The 21,702-nt window shown below is 52.9% G+C and carries 21 protein-coding genes; 6 read left to right on the top strand and 15 right to left on the bottom strand.

Annotated features, from left to right (window positions below; translation table 11 throughout):
• Position 1: 1 nt before the first annotated feature.
• Positions 2 to 421: a ClpXP protease specificity-enhancing factor gene (locus tag BLW37_RS03035; protein WP_091339215.1), complete on the top strand. Its 420-nt coding sequence runs from the start codon at positions 2 to 4 to the stop codon at positions 419 to 421.
• Positions 422 to 456: 35 nt separating this feature from the next.
• On the opposite strand, the gene ilvY is transcribed toward BLW37_RS03035, so the two are convergent.
• Entirely contained in the window at positions 457 to 1,347 is an 891-nt protein-coding gene (gene ilvY, locus BLW37_RS03030; RefSeq protein ID WP_091339213.1) for an HTH-type transcriptional activator IlvY, read from the bottom strand.
• 145 nt (positions 1,348 to 1,492) lie between these two features.
• Between ilvY and ilvC the strand changes: the two genes are divergently transcribed.
• On the top strand, positions 1,493 to 2,977 hold the full coding sequence (ilvC, locus tag BLW37_RS03025; protein WP_091339210.1) for a ketol-acid reductoisomerase: 1,485 nt from the start codon (positions 1,493 to 1,495) through the stop codon (positions 2,975 to 2,977).
• A gap of 131 nt (positions 2,978 to 3,108) precedes the next feature.
• On the opposite strand, the gene BLW37_RS03020 is transcribed toward ilvC, so the two are convergent.
• A complete protein-coding gene (locus BLW37_RS03020) occupies positions 3,109 to 4,143 on the bottom strand; it encodes a glycosyltransferase family 2 protein (protein ID WP_091339207.1) in 1,035 nt (344 codons plus the stop codon).
• A 116-nt stretch (positions 4,144 to 4,259) separates the two neighbouring features.
• Here BLW37_RS03020 and BLW37_RS03015 point away from each other — a divergent pair, with 116 nt between their 5' ends.
• Positions 4,260 to 4,694 carry a methylglyoxal synthase gene (locus BLW37_RS03015; protein WP_091339204.1) on the top strand — a complete coding sequence of 145 codons (435 nt, stop codon included), beginning with the start codon at positions 4,260 to 4,262 and terminating at the stop codon, positions 4,692 to 4,694.
• Here BLW37_RS03015 and mnhG read toward each other — a convergent pair.
• The 8 genes from mnhG to BLW37_RS02975 form a co-directional block, all read right to left on the bottom strand.
• On the bottom strand, positions 4,691 to 5,074 hold the full coding sequence (gene mnhG / locus BLW37_RS03010) for a monovalent cation/H(+) antiporter subunit G (protein WP_425426598.1): 384 nt from the start codon (positions 5,072 to 5,074) through the stop codon (positions 4,691 to 4,693). The two genes, BLW37_RS03015 and mnhG, sit on opposite strands and share 4 nt — an antisense overlap.
• Entirely contained in the window at positions 5,067 to 5,351 is a 285-nt protein-coding gene (locus BLW37_RS03005; protein ID WP_091339198.1) for an MrpF/PhaF family protein, read from the bottom strand. The genes mnhG and BLW37_RS03005 overlap by 8 nt, the downstream gene beginning before the upstream one ends.
• Positions 5,348 to 5,821, bottom strand: coding sequence for a Na+/H+ antiporter subunit E (locus BLW37_RS03000; protein WP_091339196.1), 474 nt, complete (start codon positions 5,819 to 5,821; stop codon positions 5,348 to 5,350). Before BLW37_RS03000 ends, BLW37_RS03005 begins: the two co-directional genes overlap by 4 nt.
• Entirely contained in the window at positions 5,818 to 7,314 is a 1,497-nt protein-coding gene (locus tag BLW37_RS02995; protein ID WP_171907533.1) for a Na+/H+ antiporter subunit D, read from the bottom strand. Before BLW37_RS02995 ends, BLW37_RS03000 begins: the two co-directional genes overlap by 4 nt.
• A gap of 5 nt (positions 7,315 to 7,319) precedes the next feature.
• Positions 7,320 to 7,664, bottom strand: coding sequence for a Na+/H+ antiporter subunit C (locus BLW37_RS02990; protein ID WP_091339192.1), 345 nt, complete (start codon positions 7,662 to 7,664; stop codon positions 7,320 to 7,322).
• Positions 7,661 to 8,104: a Na+/H+ antiporter subunit B gene (locus BLW37_RS02985; protein ID WP_091339189.1), complete on the bottom strand. Its 444-nt coding sequence runs from the start codon at positions 8,102 to 8,104 to the stop codon at positions 7,661 to 7,663. The genes BLW37_RS02990 and BLW37_RS02985 overlap by 4 nt, the downstream gene beginning before the upstream one ends.
• On the bottom strand, positions 8,104 to 10,515 hold the full coding sequence (locus BLW37_RS02980) for a putative monovalent cation/H+ antiporter subunit A (protein ID WP_091339589.1): 2,412 nt from the start codon (positions 10,513 to 10,515) through the stop codon (positions 8,104 to 8,106). Before BLW37_RS02980 ends, BLW37_RS02985 begins: the two co-directional genes overlap by 1 nt.
• 86 nt (positions 10,516 to 10,601) lie before the next feature.
• Positions 10,602 to 11,654, bottom strand: a complete 1,053-nt coding sequence (locus BLW37_RS02975; RefSeq protein ID WP_091339187.1) for a glycosyltransferase — start codon at positions 11,652 to 11,654, stop codon at positions 10,602 to 10,604.
• A gap of 197 nt (positions 11,655 to 11,851) precedes the next feature.
• Between BLW37_RS02975 and BLW37_RS02970 the strand changes: the two genes are divergently transcribed.
• Genes BLW37_RS02970 through BLW37_RS02960 form a run of 3 tightly spaced genes read left to right on the top strand, consistent with a single transcriptional unit; the run spans position 11,852 to position 15,620 of the window.
• Positions 11,852 to 12,871 (top strand): extracellular solute-binding protein, encoded by a 1,020-nt coding sequence (locus BLW37_RS02970; RefSeq protein ID WP_091339182.1) that lies wholly within the window; start codon positions 11,852 to 11,854, stop codon positions 12,869 to 12,871.
• 46 nt (positions 12,872 to 12,917) lie between these two features.
• Positions 12,918 to 14,543, top strand: coding sequence for an ABC transporter permease (locus BLW37_RS02965; protein WP_091339180.1), 1,626 nt, complete (start codon positions 12,918 to 12,920; stop codon positions 14,541 to 14,543).
• Positions 14,544 to 14,555: 12 nt separating this feature from the next.
• Positions 14,556 to 15,620, top strand: coding sequence for an ABC transporter ATP-binding protein (locus tag BLW37_RS02960; protein ID WP_091339177.1), 1,065 nt, complete (start codon positions 14,556 to 14,558; stop codon positions 15,618 to 15,620).
• Here the strand turns inward: BLW37_RS02960 and BLW37_RS02955 are convergent.
• The 5 genes from BLW37_RS02955 to BLW37_RS02935 form a co-directional block, all read right to left on the bottom strand.
• Positions 15,614 to 16,243 carry a DUF2799 domain-containing protein gene (locus tag BLW37_RS02955; RefSeq protein WP_091339174.1) on the bottom strand — a complete coding sequence of 210 codons (630 nt, stop codon included), beginning with the start codon at positions 16,241 to 16,243 and terminating at the stop codon, positions 15,614 to 15,616. The two genes, BLW37_RS02960 and BLW37_RS02955, sit on opposite strands and share 7 nt — an antisense overlap.
• A gap of 48 nt (positions 16,244 to 16,291) precedes the next feature.
• Positions 16,292 to 18,181 (bottom strand): putative bifunctional diguanylate cyclase/phosphodiesterase, encoded by a 1,890-nt coding sequence (locus tag BLW37_RS02950; protein ID WP_245785586.1) that lies wholly within the window; start codon positions 18,179 to 18,181, stop codon positions 16,292 to 16,294.
• A gap of 68 nt (positions 18,182 to 18,249) precedes the next feature.
• Complete coding sequence (locus BLW37_RS02945; protein ID WP_091339171.1) at positions 18,250 to 19,050, bottom strand: substrate-binding periplasmic protein; 801 nt, start codon at positions 19,048 to 19,050, stop codon at positions 18,250 to 18,252.
• A 130-nt stretch (positions 19,051 to 19,180) separates the two neighbouring features.
• Positions 19,181 to 20,341, bottom strand: coding sequence for an E22 family MetX-like putative esterase (locus BLW37_RS02940; protein ID WP_091339167.1), 1,161 nt, complete (start codon positions 20,339 to 20,341; stop codon positions 19,181 to 19,183).
• Between the two features lie 11 nt (positions 20,342 to 20,352).
• Positions 20,353 to 21,654 (bottom strand): GntP family permease, encoded by a 1,302-nt coding sequence (locus BLW37_RS02935; RefSeq protein WP_091339164.1) that lies wholly within the window; start codon positions 21,652 to 21,654, stop codon positions 20,353 to 20,355.
• Positions 21,655 to 21,702 lie beyond the last annotated feature (48 nt).

Here is a 21,702-nt window from a genome sequence, read left to right as displayed (position 1 = left end):
GATGACGCCGAATCGTCCTTACCTGCTGCGGGCATTTTATGAGTGGATTGTGGATAACGACTGCACGCCTTATTTGGTGGTGGATGCAAGTTATCCTCAGGCCAAGGTACCCCAGCAGTTTGTGCAGAACGGCCAAATCGTACTAAATCTGGCCCCGTCGGCGGTAGCTCAAATGCATATGGGGAATGAGGTGATCAGCTGCAATGCCCGCTTTGGTGGTCAACCATTTGCACTTTATATCCCGGTAAAAGCTGTGTTGGCCATTTATGCCAAAGAAAATGGTGCTGGCACGGTCTTTACGTTGGACGAAGACGAAGACTTTCCGGATGAACAGGACACAGACATGGCACCGGAGCCTGAGACTTCACCTCCCGTCACGCAGAAAAAGGCGAAGGCCAGCCATCTCAAGGTGATCAAGTAAGTCAGAATGGAAAATGCAGCTTGGGCTGCATTTTTTTATCGTACAGGCTGTGGGCTGGCTAGTTGGCAGAATGCCTGTAGCAAAGGATCGGATACACGTTTAGCCAAATAGCATATGCCCAGATCAAAGGGTTCAAACTGGTAGTGGCTGTCGAGCAGGCGGACCCTGTCGACGACCGGACTATGTTGCACGACCACATCCGCCAGTACGGCAACACCACTGCCAAGTGCTACCATACTAGCCATGGCCTCATGTCCGTCAACCATGGCCACAATATTAGGACGAAACCCCTTGGAGTGGAGCCACTTCTCAAAGCGTTCGGCGGCAGGGCCATGTGCTGGGGCAATCAGCGGCACTTCGGACCAGGGAATTGGATTCATACCAAGCAAATCATTTACCTTACAAGCAATACTTGGTGCAGCCAGCGATACAGGTAGTTTGGCAATACTATGAAACAGCATACTGGCAGGTAGATGCTCAGGCCTGGCCGCAAGTGCAATATCGACTTCATCCTGTTTTAACCGCTCCAGCGCCGAGGCAGCATCGCCTGTGGTCAGTTGAATATCCGCTTTGGGGCAGAGGACACGGAATTTATCAAGAATGGCCGGCAGGTGGCTGTAACTTGCTGTCACGGTGCAAAACAAGCGGATGCTGCCCTGCAATTCGGCCTGACCACTCGATAAATCCGACTGTAGCTGATGCCATGCATCCAGATACTGCCGTACAAAGGTCAGCACCGTTTTGCCTTCCCGGGTCAGCTCAACTGAGCGGGTATCCCGCAGAAACAACTGGACACCCAGTTCCTGCTCCAGTCGTTGGATAGCTCGACTGAGGGTGGATGGACTGACAAACATCTGCTCACTGGTACGGGCAAAGTTCAGACTTGCCGCCAAATGCATAAATAATTGGGCTTGTTTGATATCCATAGTGTTTCATAATCTGCAATACAGAGTTGTAAATATATCACTTCACGCAACTCATGCACCAGCTTAAAATGACTTCATTAACGCAGCAGCCCCGGCTGCCGGAGCCAGAGTGGCTGGCCAGCGTACCAGAATTTAGAGACAAACTATGAGTAATTATTTTAACAGCTTGAATTTACGGCAACAATTGAAGCAGCTAAAACAATGCCGCTTTATTGAGCGCAGTGAGTTTGCCGATGGCTGCAATGCCATCAAAGACTGGAACATTGTCATTGTTGGTTGCGGTGCTCAGGGCCTGAATCAGGGCCTGAACATGCGCGATTCTGGCTTAAATATCAGCTATGCCCTGCGTGAAGAGGCGATTCGTGAACAGCGTGCTTCTTATCAGAAAGCGACCAGCAATGGCTTCAAGGTTGGCACCTATCAAGAGCTGATCCCTACAGCGGATCTGGTACTGAACCTGACGCCGGATAAGCAACACAGTACTGTGGTCGATGCGGTCATGCCACTGATGAAAGAAGGCGCTACCCTAGCTTACTCCCATGGTTTTAATATTGTTGAAGAAGGTAAACAGATTCGTCCGGACCTAACGGTGATTATGGTGGCTCCGAAGTGCCCTGGGACCGAAGTCCGTGAAGAATACAAGCGTGGCTTTGGAGTACCAACCCTGATTGCTGTTCATCCTGAGAATGATCCAAAAGGCCAGGGGCTGAGCATCGCAAAAGCCTATGCGGCTGCGACGGGTGGCGACCGTGCCGGCGTGCTGCACTCATCCTTTATTGCCGAAGTGAAATCGGATCTGATGGGTGAGCAAACCATTCTGTGCGGTATGCTGCAAACCGGTTCTATCCTGGCCTTCGATCGCATGGTGGCGGATGGTATCGAGCCAGGCTTCGCCGGCAAACTGATACAGCAGGGGTGGGAAGTCATCACCGAAGCATTGAAGCATGGCGGTATCAGTCACATGATGGATCGGCTGTCTAACCCGGCCAAAGTGAAAGCTTACCGGCTGGCCGAGCAATTGAAGCAGCAGTTACGTCCTCTGTTTGAGCAGCATATGGATGACATCATCAGTGGTGAGTTCTCCAGCACCATGATGGCTGACTGGGCCAACGATGATGCCAACTTACTGCGCTGGCGCGAAGAAACCCGCCAGTCTGGTTTTGAGCAAGCACCGGTGTCGGATGAGCACATTGCAGAGCAGAGCTACTTTGATCGGGGGATCCTGCTGGTCGCCATGGTTAAAGCTGGGGTTGAGCTGGCATTCGAGACCATGGTGGATGCTGGCATCATTGCTGAGTCTGCTTACTACGAGTCATTGCATGAAACGCCATTGATTGCCAATACCATTGCTCGTAAGCGCTTGTACGAAATGAATGTGGTAATTTCGGATACCGCGGAGTATGGCAACTATCTATTTGCCAACGCTGCTATCCCACTGCTGCGCGACACTGTTAATAGCTTACCAGCTGAGCTGGTCGGTAAGGGGCTAGCGTCACCGCAGGCTGGCGTGGATAACCTGGAGCTGATTGCTATCAATGAGTCGATCCGCAACCATCCGGTCGAAGTGGTGGGTAAAGCACTGCGTGGTTATATGACGGCGATGAAGAAAATTGTCGCGGCCGAGCAATAAGCTCAGCCGTCAACGAATGATGTGGTCAACGGTGAGTTGCACAGCGCCAGAAGCGCAGCAACTACCGGACCAATAACGATGTTATACGTGGACCTTGGTTGTTTGCCCTGCTTTGCAGGGCTTTTTTTTACCTAGTGTTGCCAGGCCGTATTGCGCGCTGAGCCTTGCGCTTTATGCAGCCAATAACCAAGTTTGAGCGCGCGCACCAACCAACCTTGACGGCAACAGGCAAGTAGCAGGGCAGGCAAGGGCATTGCAATGGATGCTTTGAGGGCGGCAAGATTTTGTTGCAGCTGTTGGTTAGGAGCCTCCTGGCTTGCCGTGGTTGCTTTGCACGCGCCAATAAAGTTACGACTACAAAAATAGCTGATGTAAAAGTTGGTACGAGCCTGCCGATGGGGCAAGATCTGCTGCAGGCTGCTCTCAAAACCCAGCAGTGCTTCTGCCAGATCTGTGGCTTTCTTTTGCTGCATCGCAGGTGTTTTATTGGATAAAATGCTGCCCGCACGTTGGCGGTACTTCACCCAGGTAGCGGGTTGATAGTAGTAACTGGCTGCGTTTAAGGCCAATTTAGGACTGACATGAATGTCTTCGAAATAACGGCCAACAGGGAAGAGTAACCCTTGCTGCCAGAGGCTGCGCCTGGAGACTTTAGACCAGATATGCATTTGCCCGGCGGCGAAAAGGCCAGCGATTAAAGCTTCTTTATCGGTGCATAGTTGTTGTTTGATACCATGAAAACTACTCCGGTGATGCTCACCACGCAGGTAATGCTTCAATGAGCGTTTGCTTCTGAGCAGTTCAAAATCACAAAGCACCAGGTCGGGAGCATGCGTGGTGAGGATCGATTTCAATTGCCCAATGGCACCTGACGTCATCACATCATCGGAGTCGAAGAACCAAAGGTAATCACCGCAGGCATGCTGTAACAACGTATTCCGTGCAGCGCTGAGGCCCTGGTTGTGTTCGTGCCTGAAGACCCTGAGTTGCCCCGGGTATTGCTGCAGCCAATGTTGCATGATGGCATAACAGTTATCCGGTGAAGCATCATCCAAAAGAAGCACTTCACAGCCGCTGTCTAATTGCGGCATGATGGAAGCAAGGCATTCGTTTAAGTAGTCAGCGACTTTGTAGGCAGGGATAAGAATGCTTAACCAGGGCGTCATTCGTGGATTTCCGGTAAAAATGAAAATCTGATGTTACGCTTTATGCCTGTAAATAACTGTAATAAAGTGTCAATAAGTTAACAGTTTGCTGGTGATTTATGCAAAAGGAGGTCAACATGAAAACAATTGCACTGGTTGCACACGATGGTAAGAAGCAGGATTTGCTGGACTGGGTGAAAACTCATGCTGATTTTTTTGCCGATAAAGCGCTTTATGCCACTGGCACCACGGGCTCTTTACTGGCAGCCACGCTTGGTAAAAGTGTGCATTGCTTTGCCAGCGGTCCACTGGGTGGCGATCAACAGATAGGCGCTTTAATTGCCGAGCAACAGGTCGATTGGCTGGTGTTTTTCTGGGATCCGCTAAGTTCACAGCCCCATGATCCGGATGTCAAAGCGCTGATCCGTCTGGCCGTCGTCTGGAATATCCCGGTGGCCTGTAACAGGGCCACCGCAGATTTTATTGTGCATTCAACTTTGTTGCAGCAAGACTATCAACGTGACGTACCGGACTTTAATCTTTATCAGAACCGCTTTAAGTCAAAAGGCTAAGGTTGGTCTTTTTTATCGCGCATTTGCCCGGGGCTGCGCAGGACATGGGTCTCTTCGTCATAGCGGCCATGCAGTTCGTCTTTCACGGTTTTATCCCACAGGGGCACGCCAATAAAGTAGCCAGCCCGGCCAATAGCGTGTGCTGCAATGGGCGAAGTCAGGGTGGTAAAGGCCATCACTGCCAGTGCTTTTAAGGTGACACCGCTATCAACAAAAAACAGCATCACACCGCACATAATAAGGCCAGCACCCAGTACACCCGACTTGGTGGTGGCGTGCATCCGGGTCAGCAAATCGGGCATACGGAACACACCTAAAGATGCTACCAGCATAAAGAAGCTACCTGCTGCTATGAACAGGGCAGCCAGAATATCAATGATCATCGCGGTGACTCCCTTTTTCTAAATAGCGGGCAAAACCAATTGCAGCCAGAAAGGCGGTCAGCGCCAGTACCATGGCCACATCGATAAAGGCGTCGCGGCCGGTACGAATAGCGTAAAGACCAATCAAGCCAACCGTCATCGAGGCAATCAGCTCCAGTGCTACCACTCGGTCGGGCAGGGTCGGCCCTTTAAATAAACGCCAAAGTGCCAGAAATATGGCCACGCTCAGCACAGCAAAACAGAGCCAGAGTGTATAATCGAGTACTGGATTCATCGCATCACCCGCAAAATTTTAGTTTCCATTCGTTTGAGCTCATTCATCACATCTTCTTCATTGTCTAGGTACATTATGTGCACATAAAGTACCTTTCTATAAGAAGAAACATCCAGGCTGAGTGAGCCTGGCGTCAACGAAATTGCATTGGCCAGCATGGTGATTTCCAGGTCAGACTCTGCCCGCAGCGGCATGGCAATTACACCAGGTTTCATCAGGTGAATCGGCGTGAGCACATCGTAGGCAACTTTCAGGTTCGCCATAATCAGCTCTTTGGTGAAGAACACCACAAAGCTGAACATGCGAGGAACCCGCAGGCGGTACTGGCGAACATCAGGGTGCTGACGAAACACCAATACCAGCACAAGATAACCAATCAAGAAACCAATCACCAGACCGCCAGCATTCATGGTGTCGGTCAGTGCAGCCCAAATCAGGGCCAAAACCAGGTTTGAAAGCAATACATTCATGGTGTGGTGCCTCCCAATACTGCTTCAATATAGCCCGCCGGATTGAGCAGCTGTGCTGCCGCCATTTCGGCCATCTGGTAAATCGGCTGAGCAAACAGACCTATGCACACTGTCATGGCTGCCAGCAAACCAATAGTCCAGTACAGTAGAGCATTCCTGGTTGGTGCTGGGACCGCTGGGTTGGGTTCTGGCGAGGCTTTCCAGAAAGCTTCATTCCAGATTTTAATCATGGAGAACAGTGTCAGCAGGCCAACCAGCAACGCAACCCCTACGGCCCACCAAGCGCTAGCCTCAACACCGGCTTTGATCAGAATAAACTTGGCAAAGAAACCAGACAAAGGCGGCACACCAGCCAGTGATAACGCAGGGATCAGGAACAACACGGCCAAACCAGGATGATTACGGTACAGGCCACCGAGTTTTTTCAGCTCAAAGCTGCCACCCAAGCGATACATCAAACCGGCCACCAGGAACAAATTGGCTTTCACAATGATGTGGTGCATGATGTAAAAGACACCACCGATCAATGCCAGCGGGGTAAAGAGTGCCAAGCCCAGAATCATGTAACCAATTTGGCTGATGATATGAAAGCTTAAAATCCGTCGCACTTCAAATTGAGCGGCAGCACCCAGTACACCAGTCAACATGGTGAAAATAGCAATCCACAGCAAAATTTCATGGGTAAAGCCCGTATCAGCGGTAAAAATCAGCGTGAATACCCGGTACAGCGCATAGACACCTACCTTGGTCAGCAAGCCGGCAAAAATAGCTGACACCGCCACCTGCGGCGTGTGATAGGAAGCTGGTAACCAGAAAAACAGTGGGAAGGCAGCGGCTTTGATGGCAAAAGCGATCAGGAACAGGCTGGCGATCACCGTCACCATCTTCTGATCTTCCAGGCTGGCCATTTTCACAGCGATATCGGCCATATTCAGAGTACCCACCAAGCCATAAGTCAGACCGATGGCGGTGAGGAATAAGGCGGAAGAGAGCAGGTTTAGTGTGACGTACTTGATGGCCCCCTCCATCTGCGCCCGCTCGCCACCTAAGATCAACAGGGCAAAGGATGCAACCAGCAAGACTTCAAACCAAACATAGAGGTTAAAAATATCGCCGGTTAAGAAAGCACCGTTCACCCCGGCCAACAGCAAGTGCAGCAGCGGGTAATAACCGAAACGTTCAAAGCGCTTGCGGACGGTTTTTAAGCTGTACAGGGCAGTCGCGAAGCCGGTAATCGAAGCCAGCACCACCATAATGGCACCCAGCATATCGGATACCAGCACGATACCAAAAGGCGCAGGCCAGGAGCCAACCTCCAACACCTGAATGCCAACCTCGCGGGTATGCAGCAATAACCAGACTGAGCAAAGCAGCAACAGAGCTGTACCAATGGCACCTAACCAGCGCTGAGCACTGTGATTACTGAGCACCGTCAGCGAAAGGGCACCAAGCAGTAACGGAATTATAATCGGGAGTGCAACCAATACTTCCAGATCCATCAATCGGTTCCTTTCATTTCGTTCATGTCATCGGTCTGCACCACCTCGCAAGCCCGGTGGATCAACACCACAGCAAAAGCCAGTACACCAAAGCCAATCACAATGGAGGTCAGAATGACCGCTTGCGCCAACGGATCCGCCGCCGGGCCTTCAATCAGCAGTTCCCCTTTTGGGATAAGAGGCGGAATGCCTCTGTCCATGCCTGCTACGGTAAAGATCAACAGGTTGGCGGCATTGGAAAGTAAAATTAATCCAATCACCAACTTAACCACAGAGCGACGCAGCATCATGTAGATGGCAGCCGCATAGAAGGTGCCAATTAAAATAGCCATTAAAGTTGTCATGAGTGTTCTGCCTCCGCCAGAGTGAAAACGACCGTCAGCACGGTGCCTATCACGCCAAGAAAGACACCAATATCGAACAGCAAGGGCGTACTTAGCTTTAACTCACCAAAAATCGGCAAATCCAGACTCCACCACTGAGCAGTAAAGAAAGACTCCCCGACAAACAAAGGTGGTAAGGAAGCCACAGCCGCCAGCACCAGGCCAATACCGACCAACTGCAATGGGTGGACTCGCAACATATCACGGGCGGCTTTGTAATCCTCTGCAAATAGCTTTAAAGCGACCGCTGCGGCAGCAACCAGACCGCCGATAAAGCCACCTCCTGGCTCATCATGACCGCGCAACAGGAGGAACAGTGAAAACAACACCAGCAAGGGCAGCAGCAAGGAGCTACCGGTATTCAAAATTAAGGAGCGCATGTTAAAGCGACGTGGTTTCATCATTCCTCTCCCTTACTAGCTACAGCGCTTGCGTCTGCTTCTGCTTTTGCATCGGCTTTGGCTTTGTCCTTTTGCGTTCGACGCAGATTAAAAGCGGCCCGGCGGTCCGAGTTGGTCACCGGCAGGGCCCCGGTGCGCAAGTGGATCATGGCATAAACGCCGATGGCCACCAGCGCCAGCACGAAAATCTCGCCCAGAGTATCGAGTGCCCGGAAGTCCACCAAAATAACATTGACTATGTTGCGCCCATGGCCGAGAGGTCCGCTGTTTTGCAGAAAGTAATCAGAAATTCCTTCCAGCTGGCGGGCGCCAGTGATCGCCAAAATAAGGATGGTCATCAGCAGTCCGGTCATACCGGCGATGATGGCATCACGGATCCGGTTGGCAGTAGAAGACAGGCTACGGAACTCTGGCAGCCGGTACAGCACCAGCACCAACAACAGCACGGTGATGGTTTCTACCAATACCTGGGTGATGCCGACATCGATGGCACTGAAGAAGACATAGAGCAACGCAACACCAAAACCCAAAGCTCCCAACATGGCCACTGCCGCCAGGAAAGAGCGTACCAGCACAGCGATTAGAGCCGAGAAAATAAGCAGCACTGCAATGGCAACCTCATGTACCCGCATGTCCTGGAAGCTGATGTTTAACTCCAGTTGGTTGACCCGCAATAAAGCCCAGCCCACCACAATAATCACGGTGCCAAGGGTGGTGATCAGGTAGTTACGGAGGTAGCCGTTTTGCAGCGTATTCGTCTGCCAGGCGGCAAACTGGGTCATGCCAAGCATCAGGCGCTCATACACCACTTCAGGACCAATTTTTTCGGCACTGTGCATAAAGTTGGTCAACTGACGCCAGCCGCTCCAGACTTTAAACAGCAACAAGCCAAGCAGCAGACTGCTCAGGCTGAGCATCAGTGGTAGATTGATACCGTGCCAGAGCGCCAGGTAGAGCTCAACCGGTTGACCATAGACAGCGCCAGCGGCTGCTGCCAATAGGCCCTTATCGGCAATAAAAGGCATCAGGCCAAACACCAGTCCCAAAGTGGCAAGTACGGCCGGTCCAATCAATAAAGCAATATCCGGGTCGTGCGGTTTTTTAGGGGTTTCAACCACGGCACCAAACCAGGGTTGTAACGCAACGATGGCTGCGACCAGAACCACCAGGATATTGGCAATCACCGTAGCGATGGTCAGGCCAATGTGCCATTTGGAAGCGCTGAGCACGGCTTCCAGCAGCAACTCTTTACCAACAAAGCCAAATAGCGGAATAATGCCTGCCAAGGAGAGGGAGGCCAATACCGCCACTACCGTGGTTTTTGGCATGCTGTGGCGTAAGCCGCCAGCCTGGGTAAAGTCTTTGACCCCGGCGGAGTGATCCAGAATGCCAGCCACCATAAAGAGCGCCCCTTTGTAGAGCGCATGCGCCAGTAAAAAGGTCACTGCGGCTAATGCAGCCGTTTCGGTGCCAAGGCCCAGCAACATGGTTAGCGTACCCAGGGCCATCACAGTGGAGTAGGCCAGCACCTTTTTGACGCCAGTAGCGCGACTGGCGAGGAAAATGCCGGTCAACATGGTTAAAGCACCGAACAGGGTCAGCATCAGCAGCCAGGTATCAGTACCGCCAAGACCAGGATTGAGCCGTGCCAGCAGGTAAACTCCGGCTTTCACCATGGTGGCTGAGTGCAGATAAGCCGATACCGGTGTAGGCGCTGCCATTGCGTTGGGCAGCCAGAAATGAAACGGTGCCTGGGCCGACTTGGTAAAAGCGCCTAGCAATATCAGCAGCAACATAGGTAGATAAAGCGCATGCTCGGTCAAGCCATCGCTGTTCAGAATGGTGCTGAGCTCATAACTGCCCGCGGCCATGCCCAGCATAATAAAACCAGTCATCAGCGCCAGGCCACCCATCACAGTGATCATTAATCCCTGATGAGCTTTTTTGCGGGCGTCTTCCTGCTCATGGTTAAAGCCAATCAGCATAAAGGAGGTGACGGTGGTCAGCTCCCAAAACACGAACAAACTGATCAGGTTATCGGATAACACCACACCCAGCATGGAACCCATAAAGCCGAGCAAAAACACGAAAAAGCGCCCCAGATCCTTGTGTTTTTCCAGATAGCGACCACCGTAGGCCAGGATAAAGAAGCCAATGCCGGTGATCAGCAGGGCAAAGAGTAAGGATAGGCCATCGACCAGAAAGCTCAGTTGAATACCCATGCCAGGAAACCAGGCGTAGGCAAATTGCAGGCTTTGACCTTGGCTAATCGTCGGCAACATGCTGGCGAAATAGGCAAACAGAGTGGCTGGCAAAAGTGCCAGCAACCAGCCGCTATGACGACCACCCAGCCGATGCAGCCAGGGGGCAAAACAGGCTAAAATAAAGCATGACAGCACGGCTATCAGCATCATGTGTCGCTCCTTAAAACACTCACACAGTGTATAACGAATTGTATTATGGCTTAATTTCTATAGGCTTGCTAGCTATGCCGAACTCAGCCCGGCAGAGCTTTACCGCCTCGGACCTCAGCAAGACGAGCCCGCTGCTGTTGATAAAACTGCTCAACCTTGGCAACCTGAGCCTCATAATTAAATGCCAGCATATCGTACTGCAGGCGTGGCAGTGGCTTCTCAGCAAAGTGGTGTAATGCGGCGCCAAGGCCAGCTTCATCATCCACCTCAACTAATGGGTAGGGAAAGTAATCTGCCAGATGGCAGGCTCCCTGGGTTTTGGTCGCGATGATTGGCAGGCCTGCGACCATAGCTTCCAGAAACACCAGGCCAAAAGGCTCAGAACGGGCTGCGCTGACAAAGCAATCAAAGCCCGCCAGCCAGGCTTGCGGCTGTTCGCTAAAACCAACCAACCGCAGATTTGGCTGCTGACCATATTTTTGTTGCAATACGGACCAGTCCTTGCCCTGGCCCACTATGACCAGAGTGGTATTGTCCAGTCTGGTATTTAGAAAGGCCTTAATCAGGGTTTCAGTACCTTTGCTGGCCTCGACCCGGCCTAAACTACCCAAGACCAGATGCTGATCCGGGATCTGGTGTTGCTGACGCAGGAGCAGTCCTTGCTGTCGGTCTACCGGCAAAGCGTGCGTCCAGTTATCAAGATGGCAACTGTGTTTGCGCAGTGTAGCAGGCAATGTATCCAGTTGCGCCGGGGCTATCGCAATCAGCGCATCCAGTTTGGCATGTTGCTGCGGTTTGTAATGAATATGCAAGGTGGCGGTACGCAGCATGGCACTGGCTGGCAAGCTGGCCAGTGCCCGGCAACCGCGGCTTAAATGGGCATGGGCTACATCGGGTTGGATTTTTTTGAGTAAAGCGCGGATTTGAAAGTGCGAGAACAGCGCAAAGTCATGCACCAGCATGATCCGCACGTTTTGGCTGACCCGGTGCGCTATAGCATCCGGTCTTTGCTCAGCTGCTACCTTACGCAGAATCAGATAGACCTCATGCTGCTCGGCCTGGGCATTGGCCAGCTCGACTGCATAGCGTTCGCTGCCAGCAAAGCGGGTGGTCAGGATCAAATGAACTATCTTCATGCAAACTCACGTCAATCATCAACAATGAGCAGCCTACCACAGCTATCGGACTTAGCGTAAGGTACCGCGATTAATGCAATAAAAACATCGCTGAGTAACACCAATAGAGTATCAAAACAATATTGAGAATGGTTCTCATTAGGTTTATACTTGCCGCCATTGTTTGTGCTGTCAGTTTGTTCAGAACGGAGCTTCCTATGCGTCTTGTTTCGATGGTGTTGTGTTGCAGTGCCTTGTTGTCGCTTGCCAGCCAGAGTGCTGCGGTGTTCAGTGCTGAAGTTAATGTCTATTCAGCGCGCCAGGAGGAGCTGATTAAGCCGGTACTGGATGAGTTTAATGCCAGCACAGGGATACGGGTTAATTTGATAACCGGCAATGCCGATGAATTGATCACCCGTATTGCCAGCGAAGGACGTAACAGCCCGGCCGATTTACTGATCACCACCGATGTTGGCCGTTTGTACCGCGCTAAACAGCAGCAACTACTGCAGCCTCAAAGCTCTGAGCTGTTGCAGCAAGCTATCCCGGCCCACTTGCGTGATGAAGCCGGCTACTGGTTTGGCTTAACCGTGCGGGCCCGGCCGGTGATGTATGCCAAGGGGCGTCTGAGTGAAGCCGATAAAGCAGAGCTTTCGGATCTCACGGCAGAACGGTGGCGTGGCAGGATTTGTGTGCGTAGCTCTGGCCATATTTACAACCAGTCGATGGTGGCTGCCAAACTGGCGCATGATGGTACCGCTGCGACCGAGCAGTGGGTGCGTGGCCTGGTACAAAACTTTGCCCGACCACCGCGTGGTGGCGATCGCGACCAAATTCGGGCCCTGGCTGCTGGCGTCTGCGATCTGGCGATTGCCAATACTTATTATCTGGCTGGAATGATAAATGATCCGCGCGATCAACAAGCGGCAGCCAGCATTGGGGTCTACTGGCCAGAGCAAGACGGAAGAGGTGCACACATTAATATTTCTGGCGCAGGCGTCGCTGTGCATGCCCCCAATCCTGCTGCTGCACTGCAACTACTGGAGTTTATGCTCGGTGAAAACGCGCAGCAATGGTATGCCGAAGCCAACCATGAATACCCGGTGCGTCCCGGGGTAGCATACAGCGAAGCCTTGCAGTCCTATGGTGATTTTACAGCCGATACTTTGCCACTTGAGCGTTTGGGTGAGTTGAATGCAGAAGCTCTGCGTTTAATGGATCGGGCTCGTTGGCGCTAGTGCCTATCTCGAACCGAGGGCCTAAGTGCGAGCAGTATTGAACCCGATGAAGTGGCGACCAGACCCCTGGCGCTGGCTGGTGTTGTTACCCGCCAGCCTGCTTGCTGTGCCGGTACTGGTGATTCTACTAAGTCTGCTGCAACCGCAGTGGGAGGTGTGGTCGCATCTGCGTCAGACTGTGCTCTGGCTCTATATCAGCAACTCGCTGCTGCTGGCTTTTGGCGTGGGTTTCGGTGCGCTATTTCTGGGCACTGGCAGCGCCTGGCTGGTGTCGCAGTACGAGTTCCCCGGCCGCCGCTTGCTTGAGTGGATGCTGTTGTTGCCACTGTCCATTCCCGCTTACATCATCGCCTATACCTACACCGGTTTGCTGGACTTTGCCGGCCCGGTGCAGACGCAATTACGTGCCTGGTTTGACTGGCGCTATGGCGATTACTGGTTTCCCGAAATCCGTTCGTTAGGCGGCGCCATTCTGATGTTGTCGTTGGTGCTGTATCCCTATGTGTATATGCTGGCACGCAATGGTTTTCGTGAGCAGGCTGCCTCGTTGCAGGAAGCCAGTCGCACCCTAGGCCTCACCACCCGACAGCATTTCTGGCAGGTGGCCTTGCCATTGGCCCGGCCGGCCATTTTAACCGGGACGGCCCTGGCAATGATGGAAGCCTTTGCTGATTACGGCACCGTGCAGTATTTTGGTGTCGATACCTTTACTACCGGCATTTTCCGTACCTGGTTTGGCCTCAATAACAGCCTGGCAGCGGCTCAGTTGGCGGCCATGCTGACCAGTTTTGTGCTGTTTTTACTGGTGCTTGAGCAATGGTCCCGCCGCAAAATTCGCTATTATCATCAAGGACAAAAAGACAGCCGGGCTCCGCGTAAAGAGCTAAGAGGTGGGCGAGGACTGATGGTGCTGGCGCTGTGTTTGCTGCCATTGCTGTTTGGCTTTGTGGTGCCTGCGGTGCAATTGAGCTGGTGGGCCTGGGCCACCTGGCAGCAGACCTTGGATGAGCGTTTTATGCAGTTGGTGTGGAACAGCTTTTCGCTTGCGGCCTTGGCAGCTTTGTTGGCTGTGCTGCTGGCGGTGATCTTTGCCTATGCCAGACGCTTGCGTCGCGACTGGCTAGTGCTGGTGCCCGTTCGGCTGGCGGCACTGGGGTACGCTATTCCTGGTACTGTAATTGCCATTGGCGTAATGCTGCCACTGGCTTTGTTGGATCGCCATATCGACTTGTTGGCAGAGCAGTGGTTTGGTGTGCGGACCGGTTTGCTGTTTTCCGGCACTTTGTTCGCATTGCTGCTGGCTTACAGCGTCCGGTTTTTGGCGGTGTCGCTGCACAGCGTGGAGGCCGGTTTGCAGCGCATCCGGCCCAATATGGATCAAGCGGCCCGCTCGCTTGGTTGCTCACCGCGCCAGGTGCTATGGCGGGTGCATGTGCCTTTGTTGCGTGGTAGTGTATTAACGGCGTTATTGCTGGTGTTTGTTGATGTGCTCAAGGAGCTGCCAGCTACCTTGATCCTTCGGCCTTTTAATTTCAACACTTTGGCTGTAAGGACGTTTGAACTGGCCTCGGATGAGCGCTTGGCCGATGCTTCCTTATCGGCACTGGCCATCGTGTTGGTGGGGTTATTGCCTGTGATTATTCTGGCCCGTTCGATGGAGCGGGTCCACTAAAGCGGACCAAAAATGCTGGTACTGGAACAACTTGCGGTGGCCTATGGCCCCCATACCGTGGTGAAAGACATCAATCTGTCGTTATCAAAGGGCCAAATCGGTTGTCTGGTTGGTCCTTCTGGCTGTGGAAAAACCACCTTACTGCGTGCCATTGCTGGTTTTGAGCCGGTCGCCAGTGGAAAAATTAGTTTAGCGCAGGGGGTGGTCAGTGCGCCCGGTGTGCAGTGCCCACCTGAGCAGCGGCAGCTGGGTATGGTGTTTCAGGATTTTGCTTTATTCCCCCATTTAACGGTGGCACAGAATATTGGTTTTGGCTTAAAGCATTTAAGCCGAAGCGCGAGTCAGTTGCGCATTCGGGAGTTATTGCAACTGGTTGGCTTGCCCGACTTAGCCGGGCGCTACATTCACCAGCTCTCCGGTGGCCAGCAGCAACGTATTGCACTGGCACGTGCCATTGCACCTAAGCCAGAAGTCTTGCTGCTGGATGAGCCCTTCTCCAGCCTGGATGCAGACCTGCGTGAGTCTCTGGCGCGGGATATCCGCCAGATCTTAAAGCACGAACAGATGACCGCCGTGATGGTGACACACGATCAATTTGAAGCCTTTACCATGGCGGACTTGATCGGTGTGATGGAACATGGCCGCATGCAACAATGGGCCACGCCCTATGAGTTGTACCATAAACCGGTGAATCGCTTCGTAGCCGACTTTATTGGCCGCGGCGTGCTGCTGGCTGGCCAGATGCTGGATACGCAGCAGGTGAAAACCTCGTTTGGCATCTTTCGCCAGAGTTACCAGCCAGGCTTGCAGCAGGGCGATTTGGTTGACGTGTTGATTCGACCGGATGATATCGTGCACGATGATGACAGTGGCGTTACCGCAAAGGTGCTGGAAAAGTCCTTTCGTGGCTCGCATATCCTGTACAGCCTGGAGCTACAAAGCGGTGATCAGGTCTACTGTCTGGCTTTGAGCCATCACAACCACGCGGTTGGCGAGATGATTGGCATCCGGCTCGATCTGGATCACATGGTGGTGTACCCACGGCTGGCATCTGCCAGCCAGGCCATGGCTCAGTAAAAGCTAAAAGTCTGCTCCAGCTCCAGGATCTGGTGTTGCAAGCCCGCCAGTTGGTACTCAAGCTGGGTGCGCGTTCGCAGTAGCTCCGCCTGTTGCTGGCGGTGCTGACTGATTTCCCGATACAATTGCTGGCGGCCTTCCGGGGTTTGCCCATCGCCAAACATCAGCGCTTCTTTTTCTGTGATAGTCTGTGCCAGCTGCTGATGGTCCCGTTCATGTTGTGCCAGGCTGCGTTCGGTCTGCTGCGCTTGTTGCTCCAGCAGGAAAATTCGTCTGCCAGCATCAAAACCCAGTAAAAAGTCGACTTCGGCCTCCCCCTGACAAACGCCCTGATAGCTCTGGCCTTTGCGGCCAAACTCATAACCATTGCTGGTGCGGCAAAATAGTTGCAAACCCTGTCGATGACCACGCTGATACAGGGCCAGATCCGGTACAATTTGGTGTTTAGCACAGTCTTGGCGGTAGGTATCGATACGCGCTGGCGAGCGACCTTGAACGCCATCGGCATAGCCCAGCGTCTGCCAGTCGGCTTGCAGGCACTCATCTTTGCTTAAAGTGGCGCAGCCTGACAGCAACAGCCCGGTAAAGAACACAGCAACTAAGCGCATGGTTTTCTCTGACATTGAATTTTGTCCTACCTTAAAATATCCGGTGATTACCGACAACAGATTTTAACGCTGCTTTTGCAGATAGCGGGTAAATTGATCGGGTGGTAAAGCCGCGGACCACAAATATCCCTGAGCTGCATCGCAGCCCAGCTGTTTTAACAGCTGAAAGGTGGCATCATCTTCCACTCCTTCTGCCACCGTGCTTAGCTCCAGACTTTTTGCCAGTTGAATGATGGCGCGTACCAAGGGCTCATCCCGCAGCGATATCGACAAAGAGCTGATAAAGGATTTATCCACTTTCAGGCTGGAGGCATTAAACTGACGCAGATACCCCAAGTTGGAGTAGCCGGTGCCAAAGTCATCAATGGCGAAGCTAATGCCTAAAGCGCCGAGGCTGCTCAGTTGTTGCTGCACAAAGTCACTGTTGTCAATCAACAAGGACTCGGTAAGCTCCAGCTCCAGCGCTGAGGGTGGTAAGCCGCTTTGTCGCAGTGCATCCAGCACCGTGTGCTCCAGCCTGCCGTCGCGAAACTGAATCGGTGATAAATTGACCGCTACTTTTACATCTGGAAATCCAAGTTGTCGCCATTGCTGGCAGTCGTTGCAAGCCTGTTGCAAAACCCAGGCACCCAGTTCAAGAATGAGACCACTGTATTCTGCCAGCTCGATGACTTCTGCCGGGTTGATAAAACTGCCATCATTCTGAGGCCAGCGCAGTAGGGCTTCTGCACCCTGCACCTGTTGATGTTGCAGGTCGATTTTTGGTTGGTAATAGAGCTTAAATTCGTTGTTTTTCAGCGCATCGCGGATGCGCTGCAGCAAATTAAACTTGTCGGTATTGGCTTGATCCATCACATCACTGTAAAAGCGCCAGGTATTACGCCCTTGCTCTTTGGCGCTGTACATGGCCAGATCCACTTTGCGACACAAGACATGGAACTCAATGCCATCGGTTGGTGCGCTGACAATTCCAATAGAACCTGAAACTTCTACTTTGGTTTGCATCAGGGTAAATGGCTCGGTAGTCTGCTTAAGCAAACGGTCGGCCAGATCGGCCAAAGGCGCATCATCCGCATCTGCCGGGCAGAGCACCATAAATTCATCCCCGCCAAAACGGCAGAGTACCGCCTGCGTGCTAAGCTCCGACTGCAAACGTTCAGCCAGCTGCTGTAACAATACATCACCGGCAGCATGACCCAGGGCGTCATTTACGGGTTTAAAGTTATCCAGATCCAGGAATAACAACGCCAGGCGCTGTTGTTGTTGCAGGCACTGTGCCTGCATGGTGCGAAACAGCTCCTCACAGAGTGTACGGTTGGGTAAGTCGGTCAGTTTGTCGTGCATTGCCAGACGCTGTAATTGTTGCTGGGTATCTCGCACGCGCTTATTTTCTGCCTGTAGCGCCCTTAGTGAGCGGTGCAGATCCTGCGCCATCAATAGCACACTAAATCCGGTGATGCTGAGAATTAAGCTCACATACAGCACCTGACGCCAGCTGTCATCGGGTAAAAACGGGGTGAACCAGCCTTGCATGCTGGCATATCCCATACTGACGGCAGCAAGGAGGATAAAGCTTAGCAAGGACAGAAACAGGTTGCGGCTGCCTAAAATAGCGGCAAATACCAGTACGCCGGGATAACCGACCACCGCCAGATCTCGGATCCCCCCGGATACCAGGGCCAGACCTGTGAGCATTAGTGCCATCGACCAAAGCAGGACATAAGCAGCAAGCAAGGGACGCTGCTTCCAAGCGGCCAAAAAGGCGATGGCAAGACAGCTGCTGCCTAGCAGGAGCATCCATTGCGTCATGCCTGAAGCTACTGACATTGCCAGCAGCAAGCCAAACAAGGTTGCACCAGAGATTTGCAGTAAACGCCGAACACGCAGTAACTGGATGCTCTGCGGTTCAGAGGCTTGGGCTTGAATGGCATTGGGTTGCCAGTCTGAACTCATTAGGGAAGGCTACTCCGGCAAAGCAAAGTTGAGCAACCAAGAGTAAGGCAAGCGGCGGTTAAGTGCAATCACTGTACCTGGCTCTGGTTGGCTTGGGGGGGCTTTACTGAAGTTCCGCTTTGTTGCAACTGCTGCAGACTGGGTAATAAACGATCTTTTATCCGCTCCAACTCGCCGGAATGCTTTAACTGAGTAATGGCGGCACTAAAGGCTTTGTTCAGCTCAGGCGCCTTTGGATGTTGACGGGAGAACAGTAAGTACAAGGGCTGCGTTTCAATGGGTGGCTCCAGCCAATCAATCTGAGCGCTGAACTCCGGAAACTCATGCAACAGCAGATAAATGCCGTTTAATTTGTCGCCTGCCATCAGGTCGACCCGGCCAGCACTGAGTAAGCGGAATAATTGTTCTTCAGTGGCCACCTGGTAATGGCGGATGCGGGTTTCCAGCAAGCCCTCCGGATGTGAATAGCCCAGCACAGAGCCATAACGAACGCCTAGATGCACCAGATCGAGATAGGACTCGAAGTCAAAATCCTGATTGCGCCGTTTAAAAAATACAATGGAAGTGTCATAAACAGGCTCAGGAAAATAAAAATCCAGCTCACGCTCAGGGGTATATTTAACACCAATGATGCCGGCGTATTGTCCCAGCCGGGTAGCCTGCATGGCTCGTGCAAAGGGCATGTAATGGATCTCCACCTCTTGACCCATAATGTCAAAGGCTGCCTGCACAATGGCCGTAAGAGCGCCCCCCTCCGGTAAATGCTCTCCGGTATGGGGCGTGTAATCTGAACTGGCCAGCAGAATGGGCTCAGCCCAGAGCAACCAACTGGATAGCAGTAGCACAATGCCTGCACAGAGTGATTTCATTCACAGCACCAAAGACTGAACATGCCGTAAGTATGGCAGAAGTTCGCCAAGGTGTTTTTGAGGGCAGATAAAGAAAGACGCCCCGAAGGGCGTCAAAGTGGGCAAAGCAGTGAAAAAATATGATGAACAATTATTGCTGCAGGAATTCGCTGAGTACCTCCGCTACGGCTGGCATGCCGACTACGCCATCCAGATGGCCCCAGATGCCCGGGATCTCATGGTAGTGCACCTCTTTGCCGGCCGCTTCCAGCGCCTGCTGTGTGGTTCGGCTCATTTGTGGCAGCAGCAGTTGATCACCGGTAGCTGGTAGTAGCAAGGTGCGGGCCTGTACTCGCTTCAGGGCCGCCTGCCAGTTGTCGCCCATGCCGGCACGAAACAGCTGGGAAGCGCGTACCAGATACAGAATATGATTGGCATCCTGATAGGCCGCCCGGACCGCAGCATGCTCGCGCAGTTGCTGCCAGGCCGAGAAGCTGGCCCGAATATCCTGATGGGGTGCTGCATCGGTGAAAGGTGCCGGGTAGCGCAGGTTAAAGCCGGTCGGGTAGACCGCATCCTGAATAATGTAGGAGAGGGCAGTGATCAGGCCTTCAGTGGGTTGCCCGGTGGCATAATAATCCCCGTTTTTCCAGGCCGGGTCGGCTTTAATCGGGTAAGCCCAGCGCTCCAGCCGCACTGCAGCCCAGGCATCGATAAAGGCAGTACCAATGACCGGTACCAATCGCTCCACCCGCTCCGGATAGCGGGTGGCCCATTCGATGGCTTGAAAGGAACCCATCGATGCGCCAATCACTGCGTACAGGCGCTCAATGCCGAGACTGTCGAGCAGGGCTTTTTGTACTTCGACAAAGTCACCAATGGTCACCACCGGAAAGTCCAGCCCCCAAGGCTTGCCGGTGGCCGGGTTGATGGTGGCGGGCCCGGTAGTAATCACATTGGGATCAAACACATTGGCATTGACCAAAGTATCGACACTAATGACATAAAACCGATCGGTATCAATGGCTTTACCTGGCCCAATGATGTTGTCCCAGTAGCCGGGCAGGGCATCCTCTTCACTGTACTTGCCGGCGGCATGCGAGCTGCCGGAGAAAAAGTGGGTAATTAAGATCACATTGTCTTTGGCTTCGTTCAGCTGACCATAAGCTTCCCAGCCAACCTGAACCGGTGCAATCAGCTGGCCGTTCTCGGTGGTAAACTTAGCAATTTCAAAACGCTGCTTTTCTACCAACATGGCCTGCGTAAGGCCACTGAACAACAAAGCGCTAAGGAACAGAATCCGTAACAGCATGGGGTTTCTCCTTAAAATAACTGAAACAGGCCAATGGCGATAAAGACACCGACCAAAGGCACCAGTACGCTGACGACAGCAACCGGCCAGTAGGCATTCTGGTGCGTTTCACCACAGATAGCACGGATGGTAGTGACCACGTAGCCATTATGCGGCAAAGAATCGAGCGCGCCGGATGAAATCGCGACTACCCGGTGCAGCTGCTCAGGATCAACGCCACGATCAAGATAGGTTGGGGCGATTTCCGGTAGCGCTATGGCTTGGCCGCCAGAGGCCGAGCCGGTCAGACCTGCGATCACACTGACCGCTACCGCGGCCCCGAGCAGTTCAGGGCCAGGCAGATGAGTCATGGTGTCCACCACGCCGGCAAAGGCAGGTGTTAGCCTGGCAACGCTACCAAAGCCCACCACCGCTGCTGTGTTGCCAATAGCCAGCAAGGCGCCCAGTACGCCTTCATTGGTGGCGGCCGCCGGATTGCGTAAAAACTTCATATTCAGCAGGTACAAACTGCTGACTCCGCCAGCCAGGGCGACAATCAGCGCTGCTTGCTGCAGAGATTCATGCAAAAAGAACGATAGTGTTAGCACCACCAGCAGTGGGATAATACCAAAGATCGGATTAGGCAGACTGCGATCTTCGACCACAGGATCGCTGGCGCGCTGAATAAAGTGCTCGCCTTTGGCCACGGCTTTTCGAATCATCCACATCAGGCTCATGTAACCGCTGATGGCCATAATAACAGCTACCACCAGGCTGACTTCCCAGCCGGCATAAGGGGTGGTGCCAAGATAAGGGATAGGGATCCAGTTCTGAATTTCCGGTGAGCCGGCCGAGGTCATGGTAAAAGTGACTGAGCCAAGTGCCAGTGCTGCCGGAATAAAGCGTCTGGGTAGGTTGGCACCTTTAAATAAACTGACTGCCATTGGGTAGGCAGAAAAGGCCACCACAAAGACACTGACGCCGCCGTAGGTGAGTACTGCACAGGCCATTACCACGGCCAGCACAGCCCGGGTATGTCCAATACGTTTGACAATGGCAAGCGCTACGGCATCGGCAGCACCGGTGTGCTCCATCAGCTTGCCGAACAAAGAGCCAAGCAAAAACATCAAAAACCAGGCGGCAACAAAACCGGAGAAACCAGTCATGTACCCATGAACAAAGTCCACTTTGTCGGCGATATCCCAAAAAGGAATGCCATTGGTAGCGGCCACCAGCAAGGCACACAGTGGTGCGGTAATAAAGAGGTTGAAGCCGCGCATGGTTAACACGATCAGCAGCAGCAACCCAAGGATCAAGCCGAATAACCCCAGCATGCAAAATTCCTCGTTGTATTTTGATTCAGTGTGATACAACAACAGCCC

The organism is Alkalimonas amylolytica (genome assembly GCF_900107845.1).
Taxonomy (GTDB): domain Bacteria; phylum Pseudomonadota; class Gammaproteobacteria; order Enterobacterales; family Alteromonadaceae; genus Alkalimonas; species Alkalimonas amylolytica.
The sequence above is the reverse complement of the archived record's forward strand: the minus strand, read 5'-3'. Positions and strand labels throughout refer to the sequence as shown.

Bases quoted from the DNA above. Each gene is read 5' to 3' on its own strand.
- BLW37_RS03000 (WP_091339196.1), bottom strand. From the start codon at position 5,821: ATGAATGTATTGCTTTCAAACCTGGTTTTGGCCCTGATTTGGGCTGCA.
- BLW37_RS02975 (WP_091339187.1), bottom strand. From the start codon at position 11,654: ATGAAGATAGTTCATTTGATCCTGACCACCCGCTTTGCTGGCAGCGAA.
- BLW37_RS02980 (WP_091339589.1), bottom strand. From the start codon at position 10,515: ATGCTGATAGCCGTGCTGTCATGCTTTATTTTAGCCTGTTTTGCCCCC.
- BLW37_RS02990 (WP_091339192.1), bottom strand. From the start codon at position 7,664: ATGACAACTTTAATGGCTATTTTAATTGGCACCTTCTATGCGGCTGCC.
- BLW37_RS02985 (WP_091339189.1), bottom strand. From the start codon at position 8,104: ATGAAACCACGTCGCTTTAACATGCGCTCCTTAATTTTGAATACCGGT.
- ilvY (WP_091339213.1), bottom strand. From the start codon at position 1,347: ATGGATATCAAACAAGCCCAATTATTTATGCATTTGGCGGCAAGTCTG.
- BLW37_RS02970 (WP_091339182.1), top strand. From the start codon at position 11,852: ATGCGTCTTGTTTCGATGGTGTTGTGTTGCAGTGCCTTGTTGTCGCTT.
- BLW37_RS02955 (WP_091339174.1), bottom strand. From the start codon at position 16,243: ATGTCAGAGAAAACCATGCGCTTAGTTGCTGTGTTCTTTACCGGGCTG.
- BLW37_RS02950 (WP_245785586.1), bottom strand. From the start codon at position 18,181: ATGAGTTCAGACTGGCAACCCAATGCCATTCAAGCCCAAGCCTCTGAA.
- BLW37_RS02940 (WP_091339167.1), bottom strand. From the start codon at position 20,341: ATGCTGTTACGGATTCTGTTCCTTAGCGCTTTGTTGTTCAGTGGCCTT.
- BLW37_RS03015 (WP_091339204.1), top strand. From the start codon at position 4,260: ATGAAAACAATTGCACTGGTTGCACACGATGGTAAGAAGCAGGATTTG.
- BLW37_RS02960 (WP_091339177.1), top strand. From the start codon at position 14,556: ATGCTGGTACTGGAACAACTTGCGGTGGCCTATGGCCCCCATACCGTG.
- BLW37_RS02945 (WP_091339171.1), bottom strand. From the start codon at position 19,050: ATGAAATCACTCTGTGCAGGCATTGTGCTACTGCTATCCAGTTGGTTG.
- BLW37_RS02965 (WP_091339180.1), top strand. From the start codon at position 12,918: ATGAAGTGGCGACCAGACCCCTGGCGCTGGCTGGTGTTGTTACCCGCC.
- BLW37_RS03035 (WP_091339215.1), top strand. From the start codon at position 2: ATGACGCCGAATCGTCCTTACCTGCTGCGGGCATTTTATGAGTGGATT.
- ilvC (WP_091339210.1), top strand. From the start codon at position 1,493: ATGAGTAATTATTTTAACAGCTTGAATTTACGGCAACAATTGAAGCAG.
- BLW37_RS03005 (WP_091339198.1), bottom strand. From the start codon at position 5,351: ATGAATCCAGTACTCGATTATACACTCTGGCTCTGTTTTGCTGTGCTG.
- BLW37_RS02935 (WP_091339164.1), bottom strand. From the start codon at position 21,654: ATGCTGGGGTTATTCGGCTTGATCCTTGGGTTGCTGCTGCTGATCGTG.
- BLW37_RS03020 (WP_091339207.1), bottom strand. From the start codon at position 4,143: ATGACGCCCTGGTTAAGCATTCTTATCCCTGCCTACAAAGTCGCTGAC.